This window comes from Pseudomonas inefficax (assembly GCF_032164165.1).
GTDB classification, from domain to species: Bacteria; Pseudomonadota; Gammaproteobacteria; order Pseudomonadales; family Pseudomonadaceae; genus Aquipseudomonas; species Aquipseudomonas inefficax.
On the sequence record NZ_CP134401.1, the window covers coordinates 589,388 to 614,609 of the forward strand.

Here is a 25,222-nt window from a genome sequence, read left to right on the forward strand (position 1 = left end):
GGCTTTGGCATGCAATACAATCTCACCAGAATCGATCCGGATGCGCCCAACGAGCAGTACCCGGTCGGTGAACGGGAAACCGTCACCGATCAACTGCTGGAGGACCAGGTCCACAAGAACATCTTCATGGGCAAGCTTGAAGATGTGCTGCGTGGCGCGGTCAACTGGGGTCGCAAGAACTCCCTCTGGCCGTACAACTTCGGCCTGTCCTGCTGCTACGTGGAAATGACCACGGCCTTCACGGCACCCCACGACATCGCCCGCTTCGGCGCCGAAGTCATCCGGGCCTCGCCGCGTCAGGCCGACTTCATGGTCATCGCCGGTACCTGCTTCGTGAAGATGGCGCCGATCATCCAGCGCCTGTACGAGCAGATGCTCGAGCCCAAATGGGTCATCTCCATGGGTTCGTGCGCCAACTCCGGCGGCATGTACGACATCTACTCGGTCGTTCAGGGGGTCGACAAGTTCCTCCCCGTGGACGTCTATGTGCCTGGCTGCCCGCCACGCCCTGAGGCTTTCCTGCAAGGCTTGATGCTGCTGCAGGAGTCGATCGGCCAAGAACGACGCCCGCTTTCCTGGGTTGTTGGTGATCAAGGTATTTACCGTGCCGAGATGCCAGCCCAGAAAGACCTGCGTCGTGAGCAGCGCATTGCAGTAACCAACCTGCGCAGCCCCGACGAAGTCTGATCCAGCGACCTGCCGCCCGCTCCCCTGGAGCCGGCGGCCTGGCTTCATTCTTAACGTTGACCCAAAGCGACCGAGACCATGACAGCGGACAACGCTATTTTCATTCCGCCCTACAAGGCTGACGACCAGGATGTGGTCGTCGAACTGCACAACCGTTTTGGCGCCGAAGCATTCGTCGCCCAGGAAACCCGCACCGGCATGCCCGTGCTGTGGGTCAAGCGCGAGCAGCTCAAAGAGGTGCTCAGCTTCCTGCGCGGTGTGGCCAAACCGTACAGCATGCTGTACGACCTGCACGGCGTCGACGAGCGCCTGCGCACCCAGCGCCGCGGCCTGCCAGCCGCCGACTTCAGCGTGTTCTACCACCTGCTGTCGATCGAGCGTAACAGCGACGTGATGATCAAGGTATCGCTCAGCGAAGGCGACCTGAACCTGCCGAGCGTGACCGGTATCTGGCCGAACGCCAACTGGTACGAGCGCGAAGTCTGGGACATGTTCGGCATCGACTTTGCCGGCCACCCGCACCTCAGCCGCATCATGATGCCGCCCACCTGGGAAGGCCACCCGCTGCGCAAGGACTACCCTGCCCGCGCCACCGAGTTCGACCCCTACAGCCTGACCCTGGCCAAGCAGCAGCTTGAAGAGGAATCGGCACGCTTCAACCCGGAAGCCTGGGGCATGAAGCGCCAGGGCGCCAACGAGGACTACATGTTCCTCAACCTCGGCCCCAACCACCCTTCCGCGCACGGCGCCTTCCGTATCGTCCTGCAGCTGGACGGTGAAGAGATCGTCGACTGCGTACCGGACATCGGCTACCACCACCGTGGCGCCGAGAAAATGGCCGAGCGCCAGTCCTGGCACAGCTTCATCCCCTACACCGACCGTATCGACTACCTCGGCGGGGTAATGAACAACCTGCCGTACGTGCTCGCCGTCGAGAAGCTGGCCGGCATCAAGGTGCCACAGAAGGTCGACACCATCCGCGTGATGCTGGCCGAGTTCTTCCGTATCACCAGCCACCTGCTGTTCCTGGGTACCTACATCCAGGACGTCGGCGCCATGACTCCGGTGTTCTTCACCTTCACCGACCGCCAGCGCGCCTACACCGTGATCGAAGCGATCACCGGTTTCCGCCTGCACCCGGCCTGGTACCGCATCGGTGGTGTTGCCCACGACCTGCCACGCGGCTGGGACAAGCTGGTCAAGGACTTCGTCGAATGGCTGCCCAAGCGCCTCGACGAGTACGAAAAGGCTGCCCTGCAGAACAGCATCCTCAAGGGCCGTACCATCGGCGTTGCCGCGTACAACACCAAGGAAGCCCTGGCCTGGGGTACCACCGGTGCCGGCCTGCGTGCCACCGGTTGCGACTTCGACCTGCGTAAAGCCCGCCCCTACTCCGGCTACGAGAACTTCGAGTTCGAAGTACCGCTGGCCCACAACGGCGATGCCTACGATCGCTGCATGGTCCGTGTCGAGGAGATGCGCCAGAGTATCCGCATCATCGACCAGTGCCTGCGCAACATGCCGGAAGGCCCGTACAAGGCGGACCACCCGCTGACCACGCCGCCGCCGAAAGAGCGCACCCTGCAGCACATCGAAACCCTGATCACGCACTTCCTGCAAGTCTCGTGGGGCCCGGTCATGCCGGCCAACGAGTCGTTCCAGATGATCGAGGCGACCAAGGGCATCAACAGTTACTACCTGACGAGCGATGGCGGCACCATGAGCTACCGCACCCGGATCCGCACCCCGAGCTACCCGCACCTGCAGCAGATCCCTTCGGTGATCAAAGGCAGCATGGTCGCCGACCTCATTGCGTACCTGGGCAGTATCGACTTCGTTATGGCTGACGTGGACCGCTAAGCATGAACAGCACGCTTATCCAGACAGACCGTTTCGCCCTGAGCGAAACCGAGCGCTCGGCCATCGAGCACGAAATGCATCACTACGAGGACCCGCGCGCGGCGTCCATCGAAGCCCTGAAGATCGTCCAGAAGGAACGTGGCTGGGTGCCGGACGGCGCCATCCACGCCATCGGCGAAGTGCTGGGCATCCCGGCTAGTGACGTCGAAGGCGTGGCCACCTTCTACAGCCAGATCTTCCGTCAGCCGGTCGGCCGCCACATCATCCGCGTGTGCGACAGCATGGTCTGCTACATCGGCGGCCACGAGTCGGTGGTCAGCCAGATCCAGAGCGAGCTGGGCATCGGCCTCGGCCAGACCACCGCCGACGGCCGTTTCACCCTGCTGCCGGTGTGCTGCCTGGGCAACTGCGACAAGGCCCCGGCGCTGATGATCGACGACGACACCTTCGGTGACGTGCAGCCGGCTGGCGTTTCCAAACTGCTGGAGGGTTACGTATGACCATTACTTCCTTCGGCCCGGCCAACCGCATTGCGCGTACCGCCGAAACCCACCCGCTGACCTGGCGCCTGCGTGATGACGGCGAGCCGGTCTGGCTGGCCGAGTACGAGTCGAAGAACGGCTATGCTGCCGCGCGCAAGGCGCTGGCGCAGATGTCCGCCGACGACATCGTGCAAAGCGTCAAGGACTCCGGCCTCAAGGGCCGTGGTGGCGCGGGCTTCCCCACTGGCGTGAAGTGGGGCCTGATGCCCAAAGACGAATCCATGAACATCCGCTACCTGCTGTGCAACGCGGACGAAATGGAGCCGAACACCTGGAAGGACCGCATGCTGATGGAGCAACAGCCCCATCTGCTGGTCGAGGGCATGCTGATCAGCGCCCGCGCCCTGAAGGCCTACCGGGGCTACATCTTCCTGCGTGGCGAATACACCACCGCAGCGAAGAACCTCAACCGCGCCATCGAGGAAGCCAAGGCCGCCGGCCTGCTGGGCAAGAACATCCTCGGCAGCGGTTTCGATTTCGAGCTGTTCGTGCACACCGGTGCCGGCCGCTACATCTGCGGTGAAGAAACCGCACTGATCAATTCGCTGGAAGGCCGCCGTGCCAACCCGCGCTCCAAGCCGCCCTTCCCTGCCGCCGTGGGCGTGTGGGGCAAGCCGACTTGCGTGAACAACGTCGAAACCCTGTGCAACGTTCCGGCCATCGTCGCCAACGGCAACGACTGGTACAAGTCGCTGGCCCGCGAAGGCAGTGAAGACCACGGCACCAAGCTGATGGGCTTCTCCGGCAAGGTCAAGAACCCGGGCCTGTGGGAACTGCCGTTCGGCGTCACCGCCCGCGAGCTGTTCGAAGACTACGCCGGTGGCATGCGCGACGGCTTCAAGCTCAAGTGCTGGCAGCCAGGCGGCGCCGGTACCGGCTTCCTGCTGCCCGAGCACCTCGACGCACAGATGTACGCCGGCGGCATCGCCAAGGTCGGCACCCGTATGGGTACCGGCCTGGCCATGGCGGTGGACGACAGCATCAACATGGTTTCGCTACTGCGCAACATGGAAGAGTTCTTCGCCCGCGAGTCGTGCGGCTGGTGCACCCCATGCCGTGACGGCCTGCCGTGGAGCGTGAAGATGCTGCGCGCACTGGAAAAAGGCCAGGGCCGCGCCGAAGACATCGAGACGCTGCTGGGGCTGGTCAACTTCCTCGGCCCAGGCCGTACCTTCTGTGCTCACGCACCAGGTGCCGTCGAGCCATTGGGCAGTGCCATCAAATACTTCCGCTCGGAATTCGAGGCCGGTGTCGCTCCAGCTGGTGCTGGCGATGCGCTGCGTCCGAACCTGGCGAAGCCAATCCAGGCCGGGCCGATCGTGGTCGGCGCATAACAAGATGATTGAGGCGGGTGGTCCGTGCCACTCGCCAGCTTGCCGGCCGGCCCGAGTCGATCGCGGCGTGTCGCAAGCTCACCGATTTCCATTAGCCACGCCCGCTCACGCGGGCCAACGAAGAACTTTGAACAATGGCCACTATCCACGTAGACGGCAAAGCGCTCGAAGTCAACGGTGCAGACAACCTGTTACAGGCCTGTCTGTCGCTCGGCCTCGACATCCCTTATTTCTGCTGGCACCCGGCGCTTGGTAGCGTTGGCGCCTGCCGGCAGTGCGCGGTCAAGCAGTACACCGACGAGAACGACACCCGTGGTCGTATCGTCATGTCCTGCATGACCCCTGCCTCCGACGGCACCTGGATCTCCATCGACGATGAAGAGTCCAAGGCGTTCCGCGCCAGCGTCGTCGAATGGCTGATGACCAACCACCCGCACGACTGCCCGGTGTGCGAGGAAGGCGGTCACTGCCACCTGCAGGACATGACGGTAATGACCGGCCACAACGAGCGCCGCTACCGTTTCACCAAGCGTACCCACCAGAACCAGGACCTCGGCCCGTTCATCGCCCATGAGATGAACCGCTGCATCGCCTGCTACCGCTGCGTGCGCTACTACAAGGACTATGCCGGTGGTACCGACCTGGGCGTGTACGGCGCTCACGACAACGTGTACTTCGGCCGCGTCGAAGACGGCGTGCTGGAAAGCGAGTTCTCGGGCAACCTGACCGAGGTCTGCCCGACCGGCGTATTCACCGACAAGACCCACTCCGAGCGCTACAACCGCAAGTGGGACATGCAGTTCGCCCCGAGCATCTGCCATGGCTGCTCCAGCGGCTGCAACATCAGCCCGGGCGAGCGCTACGGCGAACTGCGTCGCATCGAAAACCGCTTCAACGGTTCGGTCAACCAGTACTTCCTGTGCGACCGTGGCCGCTTCGGCTATGGCTACGTCAACCGCAAGGATCGCCCACGCCAGCCACAGCTGGCCGACGGTACCAAGCTGGGCCTGGACGCCGCCCTGGACAAGGCCTCCGACCTGCTGCGCGGGCGTACCATCGTCGGTATCGGCTCGCCACGCGCCAGCCTCGAGAGCAACTACGGCCTGCGTGAACTGGTGGGTGCCGAGTACTTCTACTCGGGCATGGAAGCCGGCGAACTGGCCCGCGTACGCCTGGCCCTGAACGTGCTGAACAACAGCCCGCTGCCGGTGCCGACCCTGCGCGATATCGAAGACCACGACGCCGTGTTCGTGCTCGGTGAAGACCTGACCCAGACCGCTGCCCGCGTCGCACTGGCGGTGCGCCAGGCCACCAAGGGCAAGGCCGAGGCCATGGCCGAAGCCATGAAGGTGCAGCCGTGGCTCGACGCCGCCGTGAAGAACATCGGCCAGCACGCACTGTACCCGCTGTTCATCGCTTCGCTGGCTGAAACCAAGCTGGACGACGTCGCCGAAGAATGCGTGCACGCCGCCCCCGCCGACCTGGCCCGTATCGGTTTCGCCGTGGCCCACGCCATCGACGCGAGCGCCCCTGCCGTCGAAGGCCTGGACGCCGAAGCGAAAGCTCTGGCCCAGCGTATTGCCGACGCCCTGGTCGCGGCCAAACGCCCACTGGTCGTAGCCGGTACCTCGCTGGCCGACCCGGCGCTGATCGAAGCCGCCGCCAACATCGCCAAGGCGTTGAAGCTGCGCGAGAAGAACGGCTCGCTGAGCCTGGTGGTGCCTGAAGCCAACAGCCTCGGCCTGGCCATGCTCGGTGGCGAGTCGGTCGATGCCGCGCTGGACGCGGTCATCAGCGGCAAGGCCGACGCCATCGTCGTGCTGGAAAACGACCTGTACGCCCGCGTACCGGCCGCCAAGGTCGATGCAGCCCTGGCCGCGGCCAAGGTGGTGATCGTTGCCGACCACTCGAAAACCCCGACTGTCGACCGCGCCCACCTGGTGCTGCCGGCCGCCTCGTTCGCCGAAGGCGACGGTACCCTGGTCAGCCAGGAAGGCCGTGCCCAGCGCTTCTTCCAGGTTTTCGACCCGCAGTACCTGGACAGCAGCATCCAGATCCACGAAGGCTGGCGCTGGATGCACGCCCTGCGCGCCACCCTGCTGAACAAGCCGGTCGACTGGACCCAGCTGGACCATGTCACCAGCGCCTGCGCCGAAGCCGCGCCGCAACTGGCCGGCATCGTCAACGCCGCGCCAAGCGCCGCGTTCCGCATCAAGGGCATGAAACTGGCCCGCGAGCCGCTGCGTTACTCCGGCCGCACCGCCATGCGCGCCAACATCAGCGTGCACGAACCACGCACCCCGCAAGACAAGGACACCGCGTTCGCCTTCTCCATGGAAGGCTACTCGGGTTCGGCCGAACCGCGCCAGCAGGTGCCGTTCGCCTGGTCGCCGGGCTGGAACTCGCCGCAGGCCTGGAACAAATTCCAGGACGAGGTCGGTGGTCACCTGCGTGCCGGTGACCCGGGCGTACGCCTGATCGAACCGCAAGGCGACCGCCTGCACTGGTTCAACGCCATTCCGGGCGCCTTCAACCCGGCCCGTGGCACCTGGACTGCCGTGCCGTTCTTCCACCTGTTCGGCAGCGAAGAAAGCTCCTCGCGCGCCGCCCCGGTACAAACGCGCATTCCGGCAGCCTACGTGGCCCTGGCCAAGTCCGAAGCCGACCGCCTGGGCGTCAACGACGGTGCCCTGCTGAGCCTGACCGTGGCCGGTGTGGCCCTGCGTCTGCCGCTGCGTATCAATGAACAGCTGGGCGCTGGCCTGGTCGCGTTGCCGAAAGGCCTGGCCGGCATTCCGCCTGCCATCTTCGGTGCATCCGTCGAAGGTCTGCAGGAGGCAGCACAATGAGCTGGTTCACCCCCGAAGTGATCGATGTGATCCTCACCGTGCTGCGGGCCATCGTGGTCCTGCTGGCGGTGGTGGTCTGCGGCGCGCTGCTCAGCTTCGTCGAGCGCCGCCTGCTGGGCTGGTGGCAGGACCGTTACGGTCCGAACCGCGTCGGCCCGTTCGGCATGTTCCAGATCGCTGCCGACATGCTGAAGATGTTCTTCAAGGAAGACTGGAACCCGCCCTTCGTCGACCGCGTGATCTTCACCTTGGCACCGGTAGTGGCCATGAGCGCCCTGCTGATCGCCTTCGTGGTCATCCCGATCACCCCGACCTGGGGCGTCGCCGACCTGAACATCGGCCTGCTGTTCTTCTTCGCCATGGCCGGCCTGTCGGTCTACGCGGTGCTGTTCGCCGGCTGGTCGTCGAACAACAAGTACGCCCTGCTGGGCAGCTTGCGTGCCTCGGCGCAGACCGTGTCGTACGAAGTGTTCCTGGGCCTGGCGCTGATGGGCGTGGTGGTGCAGGTAGGTTCGTTCAACATGCGCGACATCGTCGAGTACCAGGCGCAGAACCTGTGGTTCATCATTCCGCAGTTCTTCGGTTTCTGCACCTTCTTCATCGCTGGCGTCGCCGTGACTCACCGTCACCCGTTCGACCAGCCAGAAGCGGAACAGGAACTGGCCGACGGCTACCACATCGAGTATGCCGGCATGAAATGGGGCATGTTCTTCGTCGGTGAGTACATCGGCATCATCCTCATCTCGGCGCTGCTGGTAACCCTGTTCTTCGGCGGCTGGCACGGCCCGTTCGGCATCCTGCCGCAACTGTCGTTCCTGTGGTTCGCGCTGAAGACCGCGTTTTTCATCATGCTGTTCATCCTGCTGCGCGCCTCGATCCCGCGCCCACGCTATGACCAGGTGATGGACTTCAGCTGGAAGTTCTGCCTGCCGCTGACCCTGATCAATTTGCTGGTGACCGCTGCGATCGTGCTCTACAACACGCCAGCCGTCGCGGCCCAGTGAGGATTTGACCCATGTTCAAGTATATCGGCGACATCGTTAAGGGCACCGGCACCCAGCTGCGCAGCCTGGCAATGGTGTTCTCCCACGGGTTCCGCAAGCGCGATACCCTGCAGTACCCCGAAGAACCCGTGTACCTGCCGCCGCGCTATCGCGGCCGCATCGTCCTCACCCGCGACCCCGATGGCGAGGAGCGCTGCGTAGCGTGCAACCTCTGCGCGGTGGCCTGCCCGGTTGGCTGCATCTCGCTGCAGAAGGCCGAGACCGAGGACGGCCGCTGGTACCCGGAGTTCTTCCGCATCAACTTCTCGCGCTGCATCTTCTGCGGCCTGTGTGAAGAAGCGTGCCCGACCACCGCGATCCAGCTGACTCCGGATTTCGAAATGGCCGAGTTCAAGCGTCAGGACCTGGTGTACGAGAAAGAAGATCTGCTGATCTCCGGCCCCGGCAAAAACCCTGACTACAACTTCTACCGTGTTGCCGGCATGGCAATCGCTGGCAAGCCGAAGGGCTCTGCACAGAACGAAGCCGAGCCGATCAACGTGAAGAGCTTGCTCCCATAAGGACAGAAAGATGGAATTCGCTTTCTACTTCGCATCCGGGATCGCCGTGGTCTCCACCCTTCGGGTGGTGACCGGCACCAACCCCGTGCACGCCTTGCTTTACCTGATCATTTCGCTGATTTCCGTGGCCATGATCTTCTTCGCCCTGGGTGCGCCGTTCGCCGGCGCCCTGGAAGTGATCGCCTACGCCGGCGCCATCATGGTGCTGTTCGTGTTCGTGGTGATGATGCTCAACCTCGGGCCGGCTTCGGTCGCCCAGGAACGGGGCTGGCTCAAGCCCGGTATCTGGGCGGGGCCGGTGATTCTCGCCGCCCTGCTGCTGCTGGAGCTGCTGTACGTGCTGTTCGTCACCCCGAGCGGCGCCGGCATCAGCGGTACCACCGTGGGCCCGAAAGAAGTCGGCATCAGCCTGTTCGGCCCCTACCTGCTGGTGGTCGAACTGGCTTCGATGCTGCTGCTGGCCGCGGCCGTCACCGCCTTCCACCTGGGCCGCAACGAGGCGAAGGAGTAAATCATGGGTGCTATCCCTCTCGAGCATGGTCTGGCAGTCGCCGGCATCCTGTTCTGCTTAGGTCTGGTTGGCCTGATGGTCCGCCGCAACATCCTCTTCGTGCTCATGAGCCTGGAAGTCATGATGAACGCCTCTGCCCTGGCGTTCGTCGTCGCCGGTGCCCGTTGGGTCCAGCCCGACGGCCAGGTGATGTTCATTCTGGTGATCAGCCTGGCAGCCGCCGAGGCCAGCATTGGCCTGGCCATCCTGCTGCAGCTGTATCGCCGCTTCCACACTCTCGACATCGATGCTGCCAGTGAGATGCGCGGATGAACCTTCTCTTCCTGACTTTCGTCTTCCCCCTCATCGGCTTCCTGCTGCTGTCGTTCTCGCGCGGGCGGTTCTCGGAGAACCTGTCCGCGCTGATCGGCGTCGGCTCGGTAGGCCTTTCGGCGGCCACGGCCGCCTACGTCATCTGGCAATTCAACGTCGCCCCGCCTGAAGGCGGCGCGTACAGCCAGCTGCTGTGGCAGTGGATGTCGGTGGACGGCTTCGCGCCGAACTTCACCCTGTACCTGGACGGCCTGTCGGTCACCATGCTCGGCGTGGTCACCGGTGTCGGCTTCCTGATCCACCTGTTCGCGTCCTGGTACATGCGTGGCGAAGCCGGCTACTCGCGCTTCTTCTCGTACACCAACCTGTTCATCGCCAGCATGCTGTTCCTGATCCTTGGCGATAACCTGCTGTTCATCTACTTCGGCTGGGAAGGCGTGGGCCTGTGCTCGTACCTGTTGATCGGTTTCTACTACAGCAACCGCAACAACGGTAACGCGGCACTCAAGGCATTCATCGTCACCCGCATCGGCGACGTGTTCATGGCCATCGGCCTGTTCATCCTGTTCGCCCAGCTGGGTACCCTGAACGTGCAGGAACTGCTGGTGCTGGCCCCGCAGAAGTTCCAGGCTGGCGACACCTGGATGGTGCTGGCAACCCTGATGCTGCTGGGTGGTGCGGTCGGTAAATCGGCCCAGCTGCCACTGCAGACCTGGCTGGCCGACGCGATGGCCGGCCCGACCCCGGTTTCGGCGCTGATCCACGCGGCAACCATGGTGACCGCAGGCGTTTACCTGATCGCCCGTACCAACGGCTTGTTCCTGCTGGCACCGGACATCCTGCACCTGGTGGGCGTGGTCGGTGGCGTGACCCTGGTACTGGCCGGCTTCGCCGCGCTGGTGCAGACCGACATCAAGCGTATTCTCGCCTACTCGACCATGAGCCAGATCGGCTACATGTTCCTGGCCTTGGGCGTTGGCGCCTGGGACGCGGCGATCTTCCACCTGATGACCCACGCCTTCTTCAAGGCCCTGCTGTTCCTGGCTTCCGGTGCGGTGATCGTGGCCTGCCACCACGAGCAGAACATCTTCAAGATGGGCGGCCTGTGGAAGAAACTGCCACTGGCCTACGCCAGCTTCGTGGTCGGTGGCGCTGCTCTGGCTGCCTTGCCGATCGTGACCGTGGGCTTCTACTCCAAGGACGAGATCCTCTGGGAAGCCTTCGCCAGCGGCAACACCGGCCTGCTGTACGCCGGCCTGGTCGGCGCGTTCATGACCTCGCTGTACACCTTCCGCCTGATCTTCATCGCCTTCCACGGCGAAGCCAAGACCGAAGCCCATGCTGGCCACGGCATCAGCCACTGGCTGCCGCTGGGCGTGCTGATCGTGCTGTCGACCTTCGTCGGCGCCTGGATCACCCCGCCGCTGGCAGGCGTGCTGCCTGAAAGCGCCGGCCACGCTGGCGGCGAAGCCAAGCACGCGCTGGAGATCACCTCGGGTGCCATCGCCATCGCCGGTATCCTGTTGTCGGCCCTGCTGTTCCTGGGCAAGCGCCGCTTCGTCAGCGCCGTGGCCAACAGCGGCATCGGTCGTGTCCTTTCGGCCTGGTGGTTCGCTGCCTGGGGCTTCGACTGGATCTACGACAAGCTTTTCGTCAAACCGTACCTGCTGATCAGCCACATCCTGCGCAAGGACCCGGTTGACCGCACCATTGGCCTGATTCCGCGGATGGCGCGTGGCGGCCACGTCGCCATGAGCAAGACCGAGACTGGCCAGCTGCGCTGGTACACCGCCTCTATCGCCGTGGGTGCCGTGCTGGTGCTCGGTGCCGTGGTAGTGGCTGCGGTATGACTATGAATCTTGCGACTTTGCCAAAGGAAACCAACCCGTCATGATTTTGCCTTGGCTGATCCTGATCCCCTTCATCGGCGGCTTCCTGTGCTGGCTGGGTGAGCGCTTCGGCGCCACCCTGCCGCGCTGGATCGCGCTGCTGACAATGTCCCTGCTGCTCGGCATCGGCCTGTGGCTGTGGGCTAACGGCGACTACACCCTGGCCCCCGCCCCGGGCGCCGAGCCTGCCTGGGCCCTGGAATACAAGGTCCAGTGGATCCAGCGCTTCGGCATCAGCATCCACCTGGCCCTCGACGGCCTGTCGCTGCTGATGATCCTGCTCACCGGCCTGCTCGGTGTGCTGTCGGTACTGTGCTCCTGGAAAGAGATCCAGCGTCACGTCGGCTTCTTCCACCTCAACCTGATGTGGATCCTCGGCGGCGTGGTCGGTGTGTTCCTGGCCCTTGACCTGTTCCTGTTCTTCTTCTTCTGGGAAATGATGCTGGTGCCGATGTACTTCCTCATCGCGCTCTGGGGTCACAGCTCGGCAGACGGCAAGAAGACCCGGATCTACGCGGCGACCAAGTTCTTCATCTTCACCCAGGCCAGCGGCCTGATCATGCTGGTGGCGATCCTCGGCCTGGTGCTGGTCAACTACACCAACACCGGCGTGATCACCTTCAACTACAGCGACCTGCTCAAGGCCGAGCTGCCAGCCGGTACCGAGTACCTGCTGATGCTGGGCTTCTTCATCGCCTTCGCGGTGAAGCTGCCGGTGGTGCCGTTCCACTCCTGGCTACCTGACGCTCACGCCCAGGCACCGACCGCAGGTTCCGTCGACCTGGCCGGTATCTTGCTGAAGACAGCGGCCTACGGCCTGCTGCGCTTCGCTCTGCCGCTGTTCCCGAACGCCTCGGCCGAGTTCGCGCCAATCGCCATGACCCTGGGCCTGATCGGTATCTTCTACGGTGCATTCCTGGCCTTCGCGCAAACCGACATCAAGCGCCTGGTCGCCTTCTCCAGCGTCTCGCACATGGGCTTCGTGCTGATCGGTATCTACTCCGGCAGCCAGCAGGCCCTGCAAGGCGCAGTGATCCAGATGCTGGCACACGGCCTGTCCGCTGCCGCGCTGTTCATCCTGGCCGGCCAGCTGTACGAGCGCCTGCATACCCGTGACATGCGCCAGATGGGTGGCCTGTGGCACCGCATCGCCTACCTGCCAGCCATCAGCTTGTTCTTCGCCGCCGCCTCCCTGGGCCTGCCAGGTACCGGCAACTTCGTCGGCGAGTTCCTGATCCTGATCGGCAGCTTCGCCAGCGTGCCGTGGATCACCGTGATCGCCACCACTGGCCTGGTGTTCGGTTCGGTGTACTCGCTGATCATGATCCACCGCGCCTACTTCGGCCCGGCCAAGACCGACACCGTGCTGGCCGGCATGGACGGTCGCGAGCTCATCATGGTCCTGGGTCTGGCAGTACTGCTGATCCTGCTGGGCGTGTATCCACAGCCGTTCCTCGACACCTCTGCCGCCACCATGAGTGGTGTGCAGCAGTGGCTCGGTTCCGCTTTCACTCAACTCGCTTCGGCCCGGTAAGAGCGCTATGGAATTCACCACTCAACACTTCATCGCATTGGCGCCGATGCTGATCACCACCATCACCACGGTGGTGGTGATGCTGGCGATCGCCTGGAAGCGCAACCACTCGCAGACCTTCCTGCTGTCCACCGTGGGCCTCAACCTGGCCCTGCTGTCGATCCTGCCGGCGCTGAAGGTCGCGCCGCTGGCGGTCACTTCGCTGGTCACCATCGACAAGTTCGCCTGCCTGTACATGGCGATCATGCTGGTGGCGACGCTGGCTTGCGTCACCCTCGCCCACGCCTACCTCGGCGAAGGCTCCAAGGGCTTCCCGGGCAACCGTGAAGAACTCTACCTGCTGCTGCTGATGTCGGCCCTCGGTGGCCTGGTGCTGGTCAGCGCCAACCACCTGGCCGGCCTGTTCATCGGCCTGGAGCTGCTGTCGGTACCGGTCTACGGCCTGGTGGCGTATGCCTTCTTCAACAAGCGCTCGCTGGAAGCCGGCATCAAGTACATGGTGCTGTCGGCCGCAGGCTCGGCCTTCCTGCTGTTCGGCATGGCCCTGCTGTACGCCGACGCCGGCAGCCTCACCTTCGACCAGATCGGCAAGGCCCTGGCCGCTACCAGCATGCCGAGCCTGCTGGCCCAGCTGGGCCTGGCCATGATGCTGGTCGGCCTGGCCTTCAAGTTGTCGCTGGTACCGTTCCACCTGTGGACCCCGGACGTATACGAAGGCGCCCCGGCACCGGTCGCAGCCTTCCTGGCCACCGCCAGCAAGGTTGCGGTGTTTGCCGTTGTCGTGCGCCTGTTCATGCTCTCCCCTGCTGCCAGCAGCGGCGTGCTGAGCACCGTACTGGCAGTGATTGCAGTGGCCTCGATCCTGATCGGTAACCTGCTGGCACTGACCCAGAGCAACCTCAAGCGCCTGCTCGGTTACTCGTCCATCGCCCACTTCGGCTACCTGGTCATCGCCCTGGTCGCCAGCAAAGGCCTGGCCCTGGAAGCCATGGGCGTGTACCTGGTCACCTACGTGATCACCAGCCTGGGCGCCTTCGGTGTCATCACCCTGATGTCCTCGCCTTACGGCGGCCGTGACGCCGATGCGCTGTACGAGTACCGTGGTCTGTTCTGGCGCCGTCCGTACCTGACCGCGGTACTGACCGTGATGATGCTGTCGCTGGCGGGTATCCCGCTGACCGCCGGCTTCATCGGCAAGTTCTACATCATCGCCACCGGCGTCGAGTCGCACCTGTGGTGGCTGGTCGGTGCGCTGGTGATCGGTAGCGCCATCGGCGTCTACTACTACCTGCGTGTCATGGTCACCCTGTACCTGGTCGAGCCGAACCTGCGTCGCCACGACGCCCCGCTGAAGTGGGAACAGCGCACTGGCGGCGTCATGCTGCTGGCCATCGCCATTCTTGCCTTCGTGCTGGGTGTGTATCCGCAACCGCTGCTGGAAATGGTCCAGCAAGCCGGCCTGCAACTGATCGGCTGATCGCCCCGGCAAAACAAGACACCCCGCTCATGCGGGGTGTTTTTTTATCTGCACGTTTTGTATCCGTAGCCATGAAAGCTCATTCGCCGGGGTTGTCCTGCACGGCTGCCGGCAGCGCTGCCTTGCGCAAATCACCATTGGCCGAAGGCAGGTAGACTTCCGGGTTGGGCATGCCGCTGGGCGAGAGTTCATGGGTCATCTCGAACTCGGCGCGCACTGACCAGCCACAGGCCTCGGTGGTGCATTGCAAATAAGCGATCCGCAGGAAAATATGACGCCCTTCGCTGGTACGGATACGCATCCGGCTATGGCAATGCGGGCAAACCAGCTTGTAAGTACTCACGGCAAGTACCTGCAAGCATTGTTTGGCTTAATCTTCTGTAAGAATGATCGTTTCGCTGTGTCAGTATTAGCTGCAGATGTGTATCGATTGCTCAGCTTGATGTTTCTCATCTCAGAAATGCTCCTAAAAACGCAGGGCTGTATTCATAACGAGTAGTTTAAGCCCATGGAATATCATTAAACCAGTCATGGATATTTGTTATGAGTACTCACGTACTTGCTGCTGTGTTAACACGCCTCAAGCTTCTGACCGGTGCCCAGTCGGATGCCGAACTGTCGCGCAAACTGTCGATCAGCCCACAGACGCTGAGCAGCTGGAAGGTTCGCGACAGCATCCCGTACTCACTATGCGTAGATATCGCCAGGCAGCATGCCTGCTCGCTGGATTGGTTGTTGCTGGGCGAAGCCGGGCAGAGCCCTGCGGCCCAGGATGAAGCAGACTGGGAGTACGACATGCTCGAGCGGCTGCGAACGCTGTCACCAACCGATCGCCAGGCCATCCTGCTGGTCATCAAGGACAAGCAGCGCATCCAGCAACTGGAACAGAAACTGAATGCGCTTCGCGGGGCGGCCAATGACTAACCCCGGTGCCGCCAGCGCTGGATGAGCTCGCGTAGGTCCAGCGTATCCAGCCAGGCCATGACCTTGAGGCTGATGGGGATTACCACCACGGCAGCTACGAACGCCGCCATGCCACGAGTCAGCAAAGGCACCAATGACGAAACCAGCGGCTCGAACAGATGGCCAACCCCCACGGTCACGAACACCAGCAACAGTCTCTTGCCCAGCGTCAGACGCCTGGTCGTATTGGTGATCAACCGGTCACGCGCCGCACTCACCAGCAAAGCCCCCAGAAACGCGGCGAACAGTACATTGCCATCCATGCCCAGCAACTCCACCAGCGGCGGGGCCAGGCTGTCGAAAACAGATTGTTCAGCCATGGGCAGCCCCTCGGTGCGTCGCCGACAAATAGGCGGTCGAGCCCAGTTTATGCATGACCGCGGCTTCGACAAAGCGGATGTAGCACACCCGCAATGCACGCCCCTGATCATGCCCGGCCACATCCTCGAGGCGCTTGTAGCCCCGTTCTCGCAGCACCGCGCGCCAGCGTGCGAATTCGCGTGCCGCGTCGATGGCGGCGCAGCGTGCGGCCACTTCCAGCGCCGCCTCACTGACTGGCCGCTGCAGGTTCAGGCGCTCGCGCAGGGTGGCCAGGTCCACCCGTGGCCAGAATGGGTCATGGCAATCGGCAAAGCGCGATAACCGAGGATCGTTGCCCATGTGTCACCTCTCACTGCCCGACCAGCATGCCGTAGCGAATGGCCTTGATCACCGCCGCCACCCGGGTGGGCACATCGAACTTGCGCAGGATGTTCGACACGTGGAAGTTCACCGTCGATTCCTTGCATTCCAGGATCTGGCCAATTTCCCAAGAGCTCTTGCCGTAGGCGCACCACAAAAGCACTTGCTGTTCACGTGGTGTCAGGCGAACCGGGGCGTCCGCCAAGGGTTGCTGCGAGTGTCGCGCGTTGTCAGTCATGCTTGAACTCCACGGGTTATGAGAGGCATCGCTGCCGATCTGCAGTCACCTTACGAAGCGCTGGCCGCCCTGCTCCATCGCTGCGGCTTGTAAAGAACTTTCGTACAAAACCGTCTGACGAAGGCTGCGCGATATTTGTCGTCTTTCCTCGTGCTCCAAGCGCCATTTCGCTCGTCTCAACGCCGTTGTCCATTCGCCTTTCGCCTGGAGTCGTACAATGCGTTGCGTTTTGCCCCTGCCATCCTGCCTCGGCCTGCTGGCTGCTTTCGCTGCCTCCCAGCCTGCCCTGGCGGCATCTTCGCTCGAGTTGGGCCAAGTGCTGATCACCGATGAGGAGCAGAACGACCTGACCGCAGCCGCCGAACGCCTGCACGAAGTGCCGGGCGCCAGCAACCTGGTGGACATGCAGCGAGTGGGACAAGGCCGGGTCGCCAGCAATCAGGATGTACTGGCCTACCAACCCGGGGTATTCGCCCAATCGGCGGGCAACGATGGCATCAAGCTGTCGATCCGCGGTTCGGGCCTCAACCGCGCACCGGGGGCCCACGGTTCCGGGGTGTACACGATGTTTGACGGCCTGCCCCTGACCGGCCCGGGCGGTACGCCCTACGAGCTGTTCGAGCCGCTGTGGCTGAGCCGTGCCGAAGTGCTACGCGGCGCCAACGGCTTCGACCAGGGTTCCCTCGCCCTTGGCGGCGCGATCAACTATGTCACCCACACCGGCTACGACGCCGCGCCGCTGCAGGTGCGCTATGAAGTCGGCAGCCGCGGCTACCAGCACCGGCATATCAGCTCGGGGCAGGTGCTGGGCAACCTCGACTACTACGTGGCCCTGACCGATTCGGAATATGACGGCTACCAGGCGCACAGCAGTGGCAGCGCCAAGGGCGTTGCCGCCAACGTCGGCTACCGCTTCAACCCGAACCTGGAAACCCGCTTCTACTTGCGCTACCGGGAAACCGAGAACGAGCTGGCCGGGCGCCTGACCAAGGAGCAGATCAAGCACCACCCACGTGCGGCCAACCCGGCCTACCTGGCCCGCGACGACAGCCGCCCGCAGCCGGGCAGCACCTGGGTGGGCAACAAGACCACCTTCTACCTCGACGACGATGCGCGCCTGGAAGCCGGCCTGGTATACCACGACTACCCGATGGACCTGCGTGAAGGCCCGATGCGCCTGAAGGTGGCCTACACCGATGTCAGCGGCACGCTGAACTACTTCCGTCGCGATACCTTGTTCGGCCATGAGAGCAAGACCACCATCGGCTGGCGCACCACCAAGCACCTGCCCAACAGTGGTGCTTCGCAGTTCAACCGCAACGGCGATGTGTTCGGTGAGCGCACCCGTGACTTCACCTACCAGGGCTCGGACACGGTGCTGCATGTGGGCAACGACCTGGAACTGGTGCCGAACCTGTGGCTGACCACGGGCCTGGCGATGATCTATACCCGCCGTGAAAGTGATGTCACCTACCCTGCCGAGGGCGGCAAGGTAAGCATGCATGACTGGGACTATGCGCCACGCGTGGGGCTGCGCTATGACATCCGCCCGGACCTGCAGGTATACGGCAACCTGAGCCGCTCGGTAGAGCCGCCCCACCCGTGGTCACTGATCTGGAGCTCGCCCAAAGTAGGCGGCAAGCAGATCCAGCCGATCGAGATGCAGAACCAGACCGCCACCACCCTGGAGCTGGGCGCGCGTGGCGATTCGGTGCTTGGCCGCTGGGACCTGGCCTGGTACTACGCGCAGGTGCGCCATGAACTGCTGGCCGTGGAAGTGGTGCCGAACTTCACCTCGGAGTTCAACGCCAGCCCCACCGTGCACCAGGGCGTGGAAGCCGGCCTCGACAGCACCCTGTGGGAGCACGCCGGTACTGGCAAGCTCAGCCTGCGCCAGGCCTACACCTTCAGTGATTTCCACTACCGCGATGACGACCAGTTCGACGACAACCGCCTGCCGGGCATCCCCATGCACTACTACCAGGCCGAGCTGCGCTATGACTGGCCGAGCGGCTTCTACGCCGGGGTCAACACGCAGATGGCGTCGAAGGTGCAGGTGGACTACGCCAACAGCTACCACGCCGATGAATATGCCTTGCTCGGCGCGCGCCTGGGCTGGGATTCACCGAAGCAGGACTGGCAGACCTGGCTGGACCTGCGCAACCTGACCAACAAGCGTTATGCGGCGACGGTGACACCGACCTATGACGATGACGGCAAAGACAACGCCCGCTCGACGCCGGGCGAAGGCTTTGGCGTGTATGCCGGGGTTTCCTACAGCTTCCGCTAATCCGCTTTTTTGTAGGAGCGGCCTTGTGTCGCGAAAGGGCTGCGCAGCAGCCCCAGGATTTCAGCTTCGCAACATAAATTGCGGGGCTGCTGCGCAGCCCTTTCGCGACACAAGGCCGCTCCTACAGGGATCGTGCGCTCAGCGATGATTGCTCAAGGCAGGTCAAACCGCCCGGTTCAACTTAACCCACGAAGCAAACTTGTCGACAAACGCCTGCAAGAACGGCCGGGTCTTGTCATTGAGCTTGCCTGCGTCATCGAACAGGCTCGCTGCGCCGCCGATATAGGCCTCGGGCATCTGCATGCACGGCATATCCAGAAACACCAGCGACTGGCGCACGGCATGGTTGGCACCGAAACCACCAATAGCCCCCGGCGACACACTGACCACCGCCGTTGGCTTGCCCCCCCAAGCGCTCTGCCCGTAGGGCCGCGACCCCACATCGATGGCGTTTTTCAGGCAGCCCGGCACCGAACGGTTGTATTCCGGGGTAACGAACAGCACCGCATCGCTGCGGCGGATTTCGTCGCGAAAACGCTTCCAGGCCTCTGGCGGTGCGTCGGCCTCGACGTCCTCGTTGTACAACGGCAGATCGCCGATCTCGACGATCCTCAGGGCAAGGCTGGACGGCGCCAGTTCCGAGAGTGCGCGGGCGACCTTGCGGTTGTAGGAATCCTTGCGCAAGCTACCGACGACAACCGCTACCGAATACACCTGGCTCATGGCAATTTCCAACCTTCGCTGAGTAAAGGGACGTTGTAGTTATAGATGACCGTTCCTCGGCGCCTTGGTTTTTTTTCCGCGGGGCGAAAACTTCCGACGCTGTTCCACGGTCTATGCCTGCAGACATTTCCCACGCAATTCAGAGGTTTCCACCCAAATGGCAGCAGTAATGGTCGGCCAATTCCACGCCCGTGACGCCGAAGGCCGCATCTACCCCGTGCACGAGTTCCAGGAGTCGACCCTGCAAACCGACGGCAGCACGCTGGGCGCCCCCATCACCACCTATCGCCTGGCCATCGGCGACAAGGTCAACCACCTGGGCGAAAACCGCTTCGAACTGGCGCGCAGCGGCGTCGAGATCATTCGCATTCCTTGATGCAATCCACCGTGTAGCGGCCGCTTTCGTTCTGCAGGCCGTGCACATCGGCGACGAAACCTGGGAAGCCCTGGTTGAACGCCCGGGCGAATGCCAGGTAATCGAGTATCGAGCGGGTCGCCTCGGTGAACCGCTCGCCCGGCATGATCAATGGAATACCAGGCGGGTACGGCACCAGCATCACCGCCGCCACGCGCCCCAGCAGCATCTCGATCGGCACCGCTTCCACCTCACCGCGCACCATCTGGTCATAGGCCCGGGCCGGGCTCACGGCTACCTCCGGCAAGCGCGTGAACAGCCGCTTCAGCTGCTTGGCCGTGGCATTTGCCCGGTAGCAGCCATGCAACTGGTCGCACAGGTCGCGCAGGCCCATGCCCTGGTAGCGTGAGGCATCGGCAGCCACCACGCTCGGCAGGCAGTTGTTCAGGGCGGTATTGCCGTCATAGTGGCGCTTGAACTCCAGCAACTCGGTAAGCAGGGTGCTCCACTTGCCCTTGGTGATGCCCATCGAGAACAGCACCAGAAAGCTGTAAAGGCCGGTTTTCTCCACCACCAGCCCCCGCTCCCAGAGGAACTTGCTGACCACCGCCGCCGGGATGCCATGCTCGCCCAGCGCACCGCCCGCGCTCAGGCCCGGCATCACCAAGGTCACCTTCAGCGGGTCGAGCAGCACATAGTCGTCCGCCACTTCGCCAAAGCCATGCCACTCCGCCCCCGGCTGCAGCAGCCAGTCCTGCGCGGCCAAACGGTGGATGCCTTCGGCACTCGGCGGCTGCCAGATGCTGAACCACCAGTCGTCGGCAGCGATATGCTCGCGCAGGTTGGCCAGGGCACGGCGAAAGCTCAGCGCCTCGTCGAACATTTCCTGCAACAGCGAACGCCCGGCCGGCCCCTCCATCATGGTCGAGGCCACGTCCAGCGAAGCGAGGATGCTGTACTGCGGCGAGGTCGAGATGTGCATCATGAACGCTTCGTTGAAGCGGTCACGGTCCAGCTGGCGCCTGGCCCCGTCCTGCACATGAATCATCGAGGCCTGGCTGAACGCGGCCAGCAGCTTGTGGGTGGAATGGGTGCTGAACACCAGCGGGCTGTCTGCCGCGCAGGCCGTGCCCATGGCATGGCGCCCGGTGAAGAACTCGTGGAAGGCCGCATAGGCGAACCAGGCTTCGTCGAAGTGCAGCACCTCGACACTGGCGCCCAGGCTCTGCTTGATCAGCCCGGCGTGGTAGCACAGGCCGTCGTAGGTGGAGTTGGTCACCACCGCCAGCTTGATGCGCTGCCCGCGATCGCGGGCAAGAGGGTTGGCCTGGATCTTCGCCTGGATCGCCTCGGCGCTGAACTCGCTGAGCGGGATAGGGCCGATGATGCCCAGTTCGTTGCGCTCGGGGCACAGATAGAGGGGAATGGCACCGGTCATGATGATCGCGTGCACCACCGACTTGTGGCAGTTGCGATCCACCAGTACCAGGTCGTCGCGGCCGACCATGGCGTGCCAGACGATCTTGTTGGCCGTGGAGGTGCCATTGATGACGAAGAAGGTATGGTCGGCGCCAAAGTTGCGTGCGGCCCTGGCTTCGGCTTCGGCCAAGGGGCCGGTGTGATCGAGCAGCGAGCCCAGCTCCGGCACGGAAACGGACAAGTCCGAGCGCAGGGTGTTTTCCCCGAAGAACTGGTGAAAGGCCTGGCCAACCGGGCTTTTGCGATAAGCCACGCCACCGCCGTGGCCCGGGGTGTGCCAGGAATAGTTGGACTGCGCAGTGTGCTGTACCAGGGCCTTGAAGAACGGCGGCAGCAGGCCGTCGAGGTAGATATGTGCGGCACGCGCCACCTGGCGCGCAAGAAACGGCACGGTGTCTTCGAACAGGTAGAGGATGCCGCGCAGCTGGTTGAGCTCGCTCATGGCTTCGGCGGGGGCGTTTTCCAGGGTCACCTGTTCGCCCAGGGCGAAAATCGGCAGGTTGGGCGCACGCAGGCGGGCCAGTCGAATCAGCTCGGCCATGCTCTGCAGCAGGTGAGTATTCTCGCCGACGCCCTCGGCGGCAATCAGCATGCAAGCCAGGCCATGGTGGGTGGCGGCGACCAGGCAGGCCTCGGCATGGTCGGCGGCGGCGAGGATGGCAAAGCCGTCCTGGCGCAGTTCCTCGGCGATGCCCCGCACGCGTTCGCCAGCGACGCTGTCGGCCTTGATGGCACGGTGGACAATGAGGATGGGGAACTTGAGGTCCTTGTACATCAGGTGGCTACCTCCGAAGGACATGACGTCCATTTCAGGGTAGTTGAGCCTTGTACTGCCTGTACTGGCCTCTTCGCGGGTGAACCCGCTCCCACAGGGACTGGATTGTTTTCAAGACCAGTCGATTGTCTGTGGGAGCGGGCGCGCCCGCGAAGAGGCCGGTACAGGCTGAAAATCAGCTAGCAGGTGTCTCGGTCAAAGCCTGCCACATGGATGGCCCACCCGCCGACTTGGCAATGGCCGCCAGGCGCTCGGCATGCGCCTCCAGCTCCTCGGCACTGGCCATGATCACCCGCCCGGGCACACGCCCGGTAATACGGCGAATCTCGCTGCCGCCAGCACCGCCCCCTTCATCCCCCGATTCTGCCCCATGCCCGGCCAGCGACAGGCTGGTCTGGCCACCGGTCATCGCCAGGTAGACGTCAGCCAGCAGTTCCGAGTCGAGCAATGCGCCGTGCAGTTCACGGCCCGAGTTGTCGATGTCGTAGCGTTTGCACAGCGCATCCAGGCTGTTGCGCTGCCCCGGGTGGCGCGAGCGCGCCAGCAGCAGGGTGTCGAGGATCGTGCAGTGCTGGGAAATGTCCGCGCGGTCGTGCTGGCCCAGCAAGGCAAATTCGTTATTGATGAAGCCAACGTCGAACGCCGCGTTGTGGATGACCAGCGTGGCGCCCTGGATGAACTCGAAGAACTCCTCGGCCACATCGCCAAAGCGTGGCTTGCCGACCAGGAAGGCATCGGTGATGCCGTGGACGTTGATGGCGCCCTCGTCACTCTCGCGGTCCGGCTGCAGGTAAACGTGGAAGTGCCGCCCGGTCAGGCGCCGGCCGATTACCTCGACACAGCCGATCTCGATGATCCGGTGGCCTTCGCTGACCGGCATACCCGTGGTTTCGGTATCGAGAATGACGAACCGTTTATCTTGCTGCTGCTCCACGCGGGGCGCTCCAACTTGCATCAGTTACAAAGGGCGCAATTGTACCCCAGCTCAACGCTTGGCGCGCACCTCATCGACGCCACGGTTGGCCAGCTGGTCGGCGCGTTCGTTGCCGGGGTGGCCGATGTGCCCGCGTACCCACTTCCAGGTCACCTTGTGGCGGTTGACCTGCTCATCCAGCTGCTGCCACAGGTCGGCGTTCTTCACCGGCTCCTTGGCCGCGGTTTTCCAGCCGCGCTTCTTCCAGTTGGTCATCCATTCGTTGATGCCCTTCATCACGTACTGCGAGTCGGTGGTCAGCACCACCTCGCATTCGCGCTTCAGCGACATCAGGCCCTGGATCGCGGCCATCAGCTCCATGCGGTTGTTGGTGGTTTCACGCTCGCCGCCCCACAGTTCCTTCTCGACGCCCTTGTAGACCATCAGCACGCCCCAGCCACCAGGGCCCGGGTTGCCCTTGCAGGCACCATCAGTAAACATCTCGACGCTATCGCTCATGTACCACTCTTGAAGTCAGTGCTTGTCAGTTTCGGGGTTGGCCGCCGTGCGGTTGACCTTGGCCAGCGGCAGCGGCAGCAGTTTGCCCATCGGCTCGCGGCGCTCCGGGCGCAACGGCCGCAGGCCCACCACCATCTTGCGCGCCACCAGCAGGTACACCCCGCCTCCGGAGCCCTGCCAGCCGCCGGCCATCCGTTCCCAGCCCTGCAGGCGGTGCTGCCAGGCCGGCGAGGCAAGCGGCGGACGATAGCACCCGAAGCGGCGTTTCTCCAGCGCGAAGCCCAGCAGGTTGAGCCAGTCGCCCACCCGCGACGGCGAGATGCAACGGGCCTTGCGCAGGGCGCCGTGGCTGAAGAAATGGCGCATGCCCCAACTGCTCCAGGGGTTGATCCCGACGATCAGCAGGTGCCCGCCAGGGCGCACGGCGCTGGCCGCCTCGCGCAGCAGGCCGTGGGGCGACAGGCTGAAATCCAGGCCATGCTGCAGCACCACCACATCGGCGGCGTGCTCGCTCAGCGGCCAGGCCTGCTCTTCGCAGACAATCTCCACCCCCGGCAGCGGCGCGCCGAGGCGCACGTTGCGCTGCACCTGAGGCGCGCTGGGCGGTGGCTCGGCGCAGGGCCCGTAGTGCACAAGGTAACCCCCGAAGAAGCGCCCGAGTTCTTCTTCCAGCAGTTTTTCCTCCTCCTTGAGCATCAGTTGGCCGAGTGGGCCGTTGAACCACTCACGGGCCAGGCTGATCAGCTTGACCCACTCCGGGTCGGCCTGGGCAAAGGCTTGGTCGGTCATTGCGCTCTCCCTCGAAGGTTCTCGCACCGCGCCATCGCGGCTAAGATGCCTTCATGTGCCACGCTAGGCGAATCGGATCCGCACCATGATACAGATCGATGCTCTCCCCGCTTTCTCCGACAACTACATCTGGTTGTTACAGGATACTGCCAAACGCCGCTGCGCGGTGGTCGATCCGGGTGACGCCGGCCCAGTGGAACGTTGGCTGTCGGCGAACCCCGGCTGGGTACTGAGCGACATCCTGGTCACCCACCATCACAATGACCACGTCGGCGGCGTGGAGCGGCTCAAGCAACTGACCGGCGCCCGCGTCTGCGGCCCGGCCCGCGAGCACATTCCCTGCCGTGACCTGGCGCTGGACGAAGGTGACCAGGTGACCGTGCTTGGCGTGACCTTCCAGGTGCTGGCCGTGCCCGGCCATACCCTGGGGCATATCGCCTTGTTCAGCGACCAGCCGGCAACACCCGTGCTGTTCAGTGGCGACACATTGTTCGCCGCCGGTTGCGGGCGCATGTTCGAAGGCACCCCCGAACAGATGCAGCCTGCCCTCGCCCGCCTGGCAGCCCTGCCAGAGCACACCGAAGTGTACTGCGCCCACGAATACACCCTGAGCAACCTGCGTTTCGCCAAGGCGGTGGAACCCGGCAACCCGCACGTTCAACAGCGGTTCGAGGACGTTACCCGTTTGCGTGGCGAAAATCGCATCACATTGCCATCAACGATCGGTCTGGAGCGCCTGACCAATCCCTTCCTGCGCACCTCTGAAACATTAGTTAAACAAAAAGCAGACGAATGGAAGGGACATTCAAACCCCTCGCATGTCGCTGTTTTTGCTGCCTTGAGGTCTTGGAAGGACACCTTCTGATAACCTCAAGATATATCGCAAGCGATGGTCAAAGGTTGACCAGGCCCGGAGCGGTTTCTAGAATCGCCGAAAT

General features: G+C 63.6%; 25 protein-coding genes. 16 read left to right on the plus strand and 9 right to left on the minus strand.

The window, feature by feature from the left end; genetic code table 11:
* The first annotated feature begins 9 nt into the window (after window positions 1–9).
* The 12 genes from RIN61_RS02705 to nuoN all read left to right on the plus strand — a co-directional run bounded on the left by RIN61_RS02705 (window position 10) and on the right by nuoN (window position 14,559).
* Window positions 10–687: a NuoB/complex I 20 kDa subunit family protein gene (locus RIN61_RS02705; RefSeq protein WP_003251429.1), complete on the plus strand. Its 678-nt coding sequence runs from the start codon at window positions 10–12 to the stop codon at window positions 685–687.
* A 78-nt stretch (window positions 688–765) separates the two neighbouring features.
* Window positions 766–2,547 carry an NADH-quinone oxidoreductase subunit C/D gene (gene nuoC / locus RIN61_RS02710; RefSeq protein WP_085625347.1) on the plus strand — a complete coding sequence of 594 codons (1,782 nt, stop codon included), beginning with the start codon at window positions 766–768 and terminating at the stop codon, window positions 2,545–2,547.
* A gap of 2 nt (window positions 2,548–2,549) precedes the next feature.
* A complete protein-coding gene (gene nuoE / locus RIN61_RS02715; protein ID WP_003251433.1) occupies window positions 2,550–3,047 on the plus strand; it encodes an NADH-quinone oxidoreductase subunit NuoE in 498 nt (165 codons plus the stop codon).
* On the plus strand, window positions 3,044–4,423 hold the full coding sequence (gene nuoF, locus RIN61_RS02720) for an NADH-quinone oxidoreductase subunit NuoF (RefSeq protein ID WP_039613100.1): 1,380 nt from the start codon (window positions 3,044–3,046) through the stop codon (window positions 4,421–4,423). Before nuoE ends, nuoF begins: the two co-directional genes overlap by 4 nt.
* Before the next feature lie 134 nt (window positions 4,424–4,557).
* Window positions 4,558–7,272, plus strand: a complete 2,715-nt coding sequence (nuoG, locus tag RIN61_RS02725) for an NADH-quinone oxidoreductase subunit NuoG (protein ID WP_313855648.1) — start codon at window positions 4,558–4,560, stop codon at window positions 7,270–7,272.
* A complete protein-coding gene (nuoH, locus tag RIN61_RS02730; protein WP_003251440.1) occupies window positions 7,269–8,276 on the plus strand; it encodes an NADH-quinone oxidoreductase subunit NuoH in 1,008 nt (335 codons plus the stop codon). Before nuoG ends, nuoH begins: the two co-directional genes overlap by 4 nt.
* Before the next feature lie 11 nt (window positions 8,277–8,287).
* Complete coding sequence (nuoI, locus tag RIN61_RS02735) at window positions 8,288–8,836, plus strand: NADH-quinone oxidoreductase subunit NuoI (RefSeq protein WP_003251442.1); 549 nt, start codon at window positions 8,288–8,290, stop codon at window positions 8,834–8,836.
* A gap of 10 nt (window positions 8,837–8,846) precedes the next feature.
* Window positions 8,847–9,347, plus strand: a complete 501-nt coding sequence (nuoJ, locus tag RIN61_RS02740; protein WP_003261007.1) for an NADH-quinone oxidoreductase subunit J — start codon at window positions 8,847–8,849, stop codon at window positions 9,345–9,347.
* Window positions 9,348–9,350: 3 nt separating this feature from the next.
* On the plus strand, window positions 9,351–9,659 hold the full coding sequence (gene nuoK, locus RIN61_RS02745) for an NADH-quinone oxidoreductase subunit NuoK (protein ID WP_003251446.1): 309 nt from the start codon (window positions 9,351–9,353) through the stop codon (window positions 9,657–9,659).
* Window positions 9,656–11,509, plus strand: a complete 1,854-nt coding sequence (nuoL, locus tag RIN61_RS02750) for an NADH-quinone oxidoreductase subunit L (RefSeq protein ID WP_114168202.1) — start codon at window positions 9,656–9,658, stop codon at window positions 11,507–11,509. Before nuoK ends, nuoL begins: the two co-directional genes overlap by 4 nt.
* Before the next feature lie 40 nt (window positions 11,510–11,549).
* Entirely contained in the window at window positions 11,550–13,082 is a 1,533-nt protein-coding gene (nuoM, locus tag RIN61_RS02755; RefSeq protein ID WP_112252932.1) for an NADH-quinone oxidoreductase subunit M, read from the plus strand.
* 7 nt (window positions 13,083–13,089) lie between these two features.
* A complete protein-coding gene (gene nuoN, locus RIN61_RS02760; RefSeq protein ID WP_085625354.1) occupies window positions 13,090–14,559 on the plus strand; it encodes an NADH-quinone oxidoreductase subunit NuoN in 1,470 nt (489 codons plus the stop codon).
* Between the two features lie 79 nt (window positions 14,560–14,638).
* Here the strand turns inward: nuoN and RIN61_RS02765 are convergent, their stop codons facing one another.
* Complete coding sequence (locus RIN61_RS02765; protein WP_112252933.1) at window positions 14,639–14,902, minus strand: Ogr/Delta-like zinc finger protein; 264 nt, start codon at window positions 14,900–14,902, stop codon at window positions 14,639–14,641.
* A 200-nt stretch (window positions 14,903–15,102) separates the two neighbouring features.
* On the opposite strand from RIN61_RS02765, the gene RIN61_RS02770 reads away from it, so the two are divergent.
* Window positions 15,103–15,483 (plus strand): helix-turn-helix domain-containing protein, encoded by a 381-nt coding sequence (locus RIN61_RS02770; RefSeq protein ID WP_112252934.1) that lies wholly within the window; start codon window positions 15,103–15,105, stop codon window positions 15,481–15,483.
* Here the strand turns inward: RIN61_RS02770 and RIN61_RS02775 are convergent.
* Genes RIN61_RS02775 through RIN61_RS02785 form a run of 3 tightly spaced genes read right to left on the minus strand, consistent with a single transcriptional unit; the run spans window position 15,480 to window position 16,441 of the window.
* A complete protein-coding gene (locus RIN61_RS02775) occupies window positions 15,480–15,842 on the minus strand; it encodes a hypothetical protein (RefSeq protein WP_112252935.1) in 363 nt (120 codons plus the stop codon). The genes RIN61_RS02770 and RIN61_RS02775 overlap by 4 nt on opposite strands.
* A complete protein-coding gene (locus RIN61_RS02780) occupies window positions 15,835–16,182 on the minus strand; it encodes a head completion/stabilization protein (protein ID WP_112252936.1) in 348 nt (115 codons plus the stop codon). Before RIN61_RS02780 ends, RIN61_RS02775 begins: the two co-directional genes overlap by 8 nt.
* A gap of 10 nt (window positions 16,183–16,192) precedes the next feature.
* A complete protein-coding gene (locus RIN61_RS02785) occupies window positions 16,193–16,441 on the minus strand; it encodes a helix-turn-helix domain-containing protein (protein WP_112252937.1) in 249 nt (82 codons plus the stop codon).
* A gap of 217 nt (window positions 16,442–16,658) precedes the next feature.
* On the opposite strand from RIN61_RS02785, the gene RIN61_RS02790 reads away from it, so the two are divergent.
* Complete coding sequence (locus RIN61_RS02790; RefSeq protein ID WP_313855658.1) at window positions 16,659–18,731, plus strand: TonB-dependent receptor family protein; 2,073 nt, start codon at window positions 16,659–16,661, stop codon at window positions 18,729–18,731.
* Window positions 18,732–18,893: 162 nt separating this feature from the next.
* Here the strand turns inward: RIN61_RS02790 and chrR are convergent, their stop codons facing one another.
* Window positions 18,894–19,454, minus strand: coding sequence for a class I chromate reductase ChrR (gene chrR / locus RIN61_RS02795; protein ID WP_112252939.1), 561 nt, complete (start codon window positions 19,452–19,454; stop codon window positions 18,894–18,896).
* Window positions 19,455–19,611: 157 nt separating this feature from the next.
* Here chrR and RIN61_RS02800 point away from each other — a divergent pair, with 157 nt between their 5' ends.
* Complete coding sequence (locus tag RIN61_RS02800; RefSeq protein ID WP_003261019.1) at window positions 19,612–19,830, plus strand: hypothetical protein; 219 nt, start codon at window positions 19,612–19,614, stop codon at window positions 19,828–19,830.
* Here RIN61_RS02800 and RIN61_RS02805 read toward each other — a convergent pair.
* The 4 genes from RIN61_RS02805 to RIN61_RS02820 all read right to left on the minus strand — a co-directional run bounded on the left by RIN61_RS02805 (window position 19,814) and on the right by RIN61_RS02820 (window position 24,284).
* Window positions 19,814–22,063 carry an Orn/Lys/Arg family decarboxylase gene (locus RIN61_RS02805; protein ID WP_112252940.1) on the minus strand — a complete coding sequence of 750 codons (2,250 nt, stop codon included), beginning with the start codon at window positions 22,061–22,063 and terminating at the stop codon, window positions 19,814–19,816. The two genes, RIN61_RS02800 and RIN61_RS02805, sit on opposite strands and share 17 nt — an antisense overlap.
* Window positions 22,064–22,238: 175 nt before the next feature.
* Window positions 22,239–22,997: a DNA polymerase III subunit epsilon gene (gene dnaQ / locus RIN61_RS02810; RefSeq protein WP_313855661.1), complete on the minus strand. Its 759-nt coding sequence runs from the start codon at window positions 22,995–22,997 to the stop codon at window positions 22,239–22,241.
* A gap of 51 nt (window positions 22,998–23,048) precedes the next feature.
* Window positions 23,049–23,495 carry a ribonuclease HI gene (gene rnhA / locus RIN61_RS02815; protein WP_112252943.1) on the minus strand — a complete coding sequence of 149 codons (447 nt, stop codon included), beginning with the start codon at window positions 23,493–23,495 and terminating at the stop codon, window positions 23,049–23,051.
* Window positions 23,496–23,510: 15 nt separating this feature from the next.
* The gene (locus tag RIN61_RS02820) at window positions 23,511–24,284 is read right to left on the minus strand and encodes a class I SAM-dependent methyltransferase (RefSeq protein ID WP_112252944.1); all 774 of its coding nucleotides are present in this window, start codon (window positions 24,282–24,284) and stop codon (window positions 23,511–23,513) included.
* A gap of 85 nt (window positions 24,285–24,369) precedes the next feature.
* On the opposite strand from RIN61_RS02820, the gene gloB reads away from it, so the two are divergent.
* Entirely contained in the window at window positions 24,370–25,149 is a 780-nt protein-coding gene (gene gloB, locus RIN61_RS02825; protein ID WP_112252945.1) for a hydroxyacylglutathione hydrolase, read from the plus strand.
* Window positions 25,150–25,222: the final 73 nt, after the last annotated feature.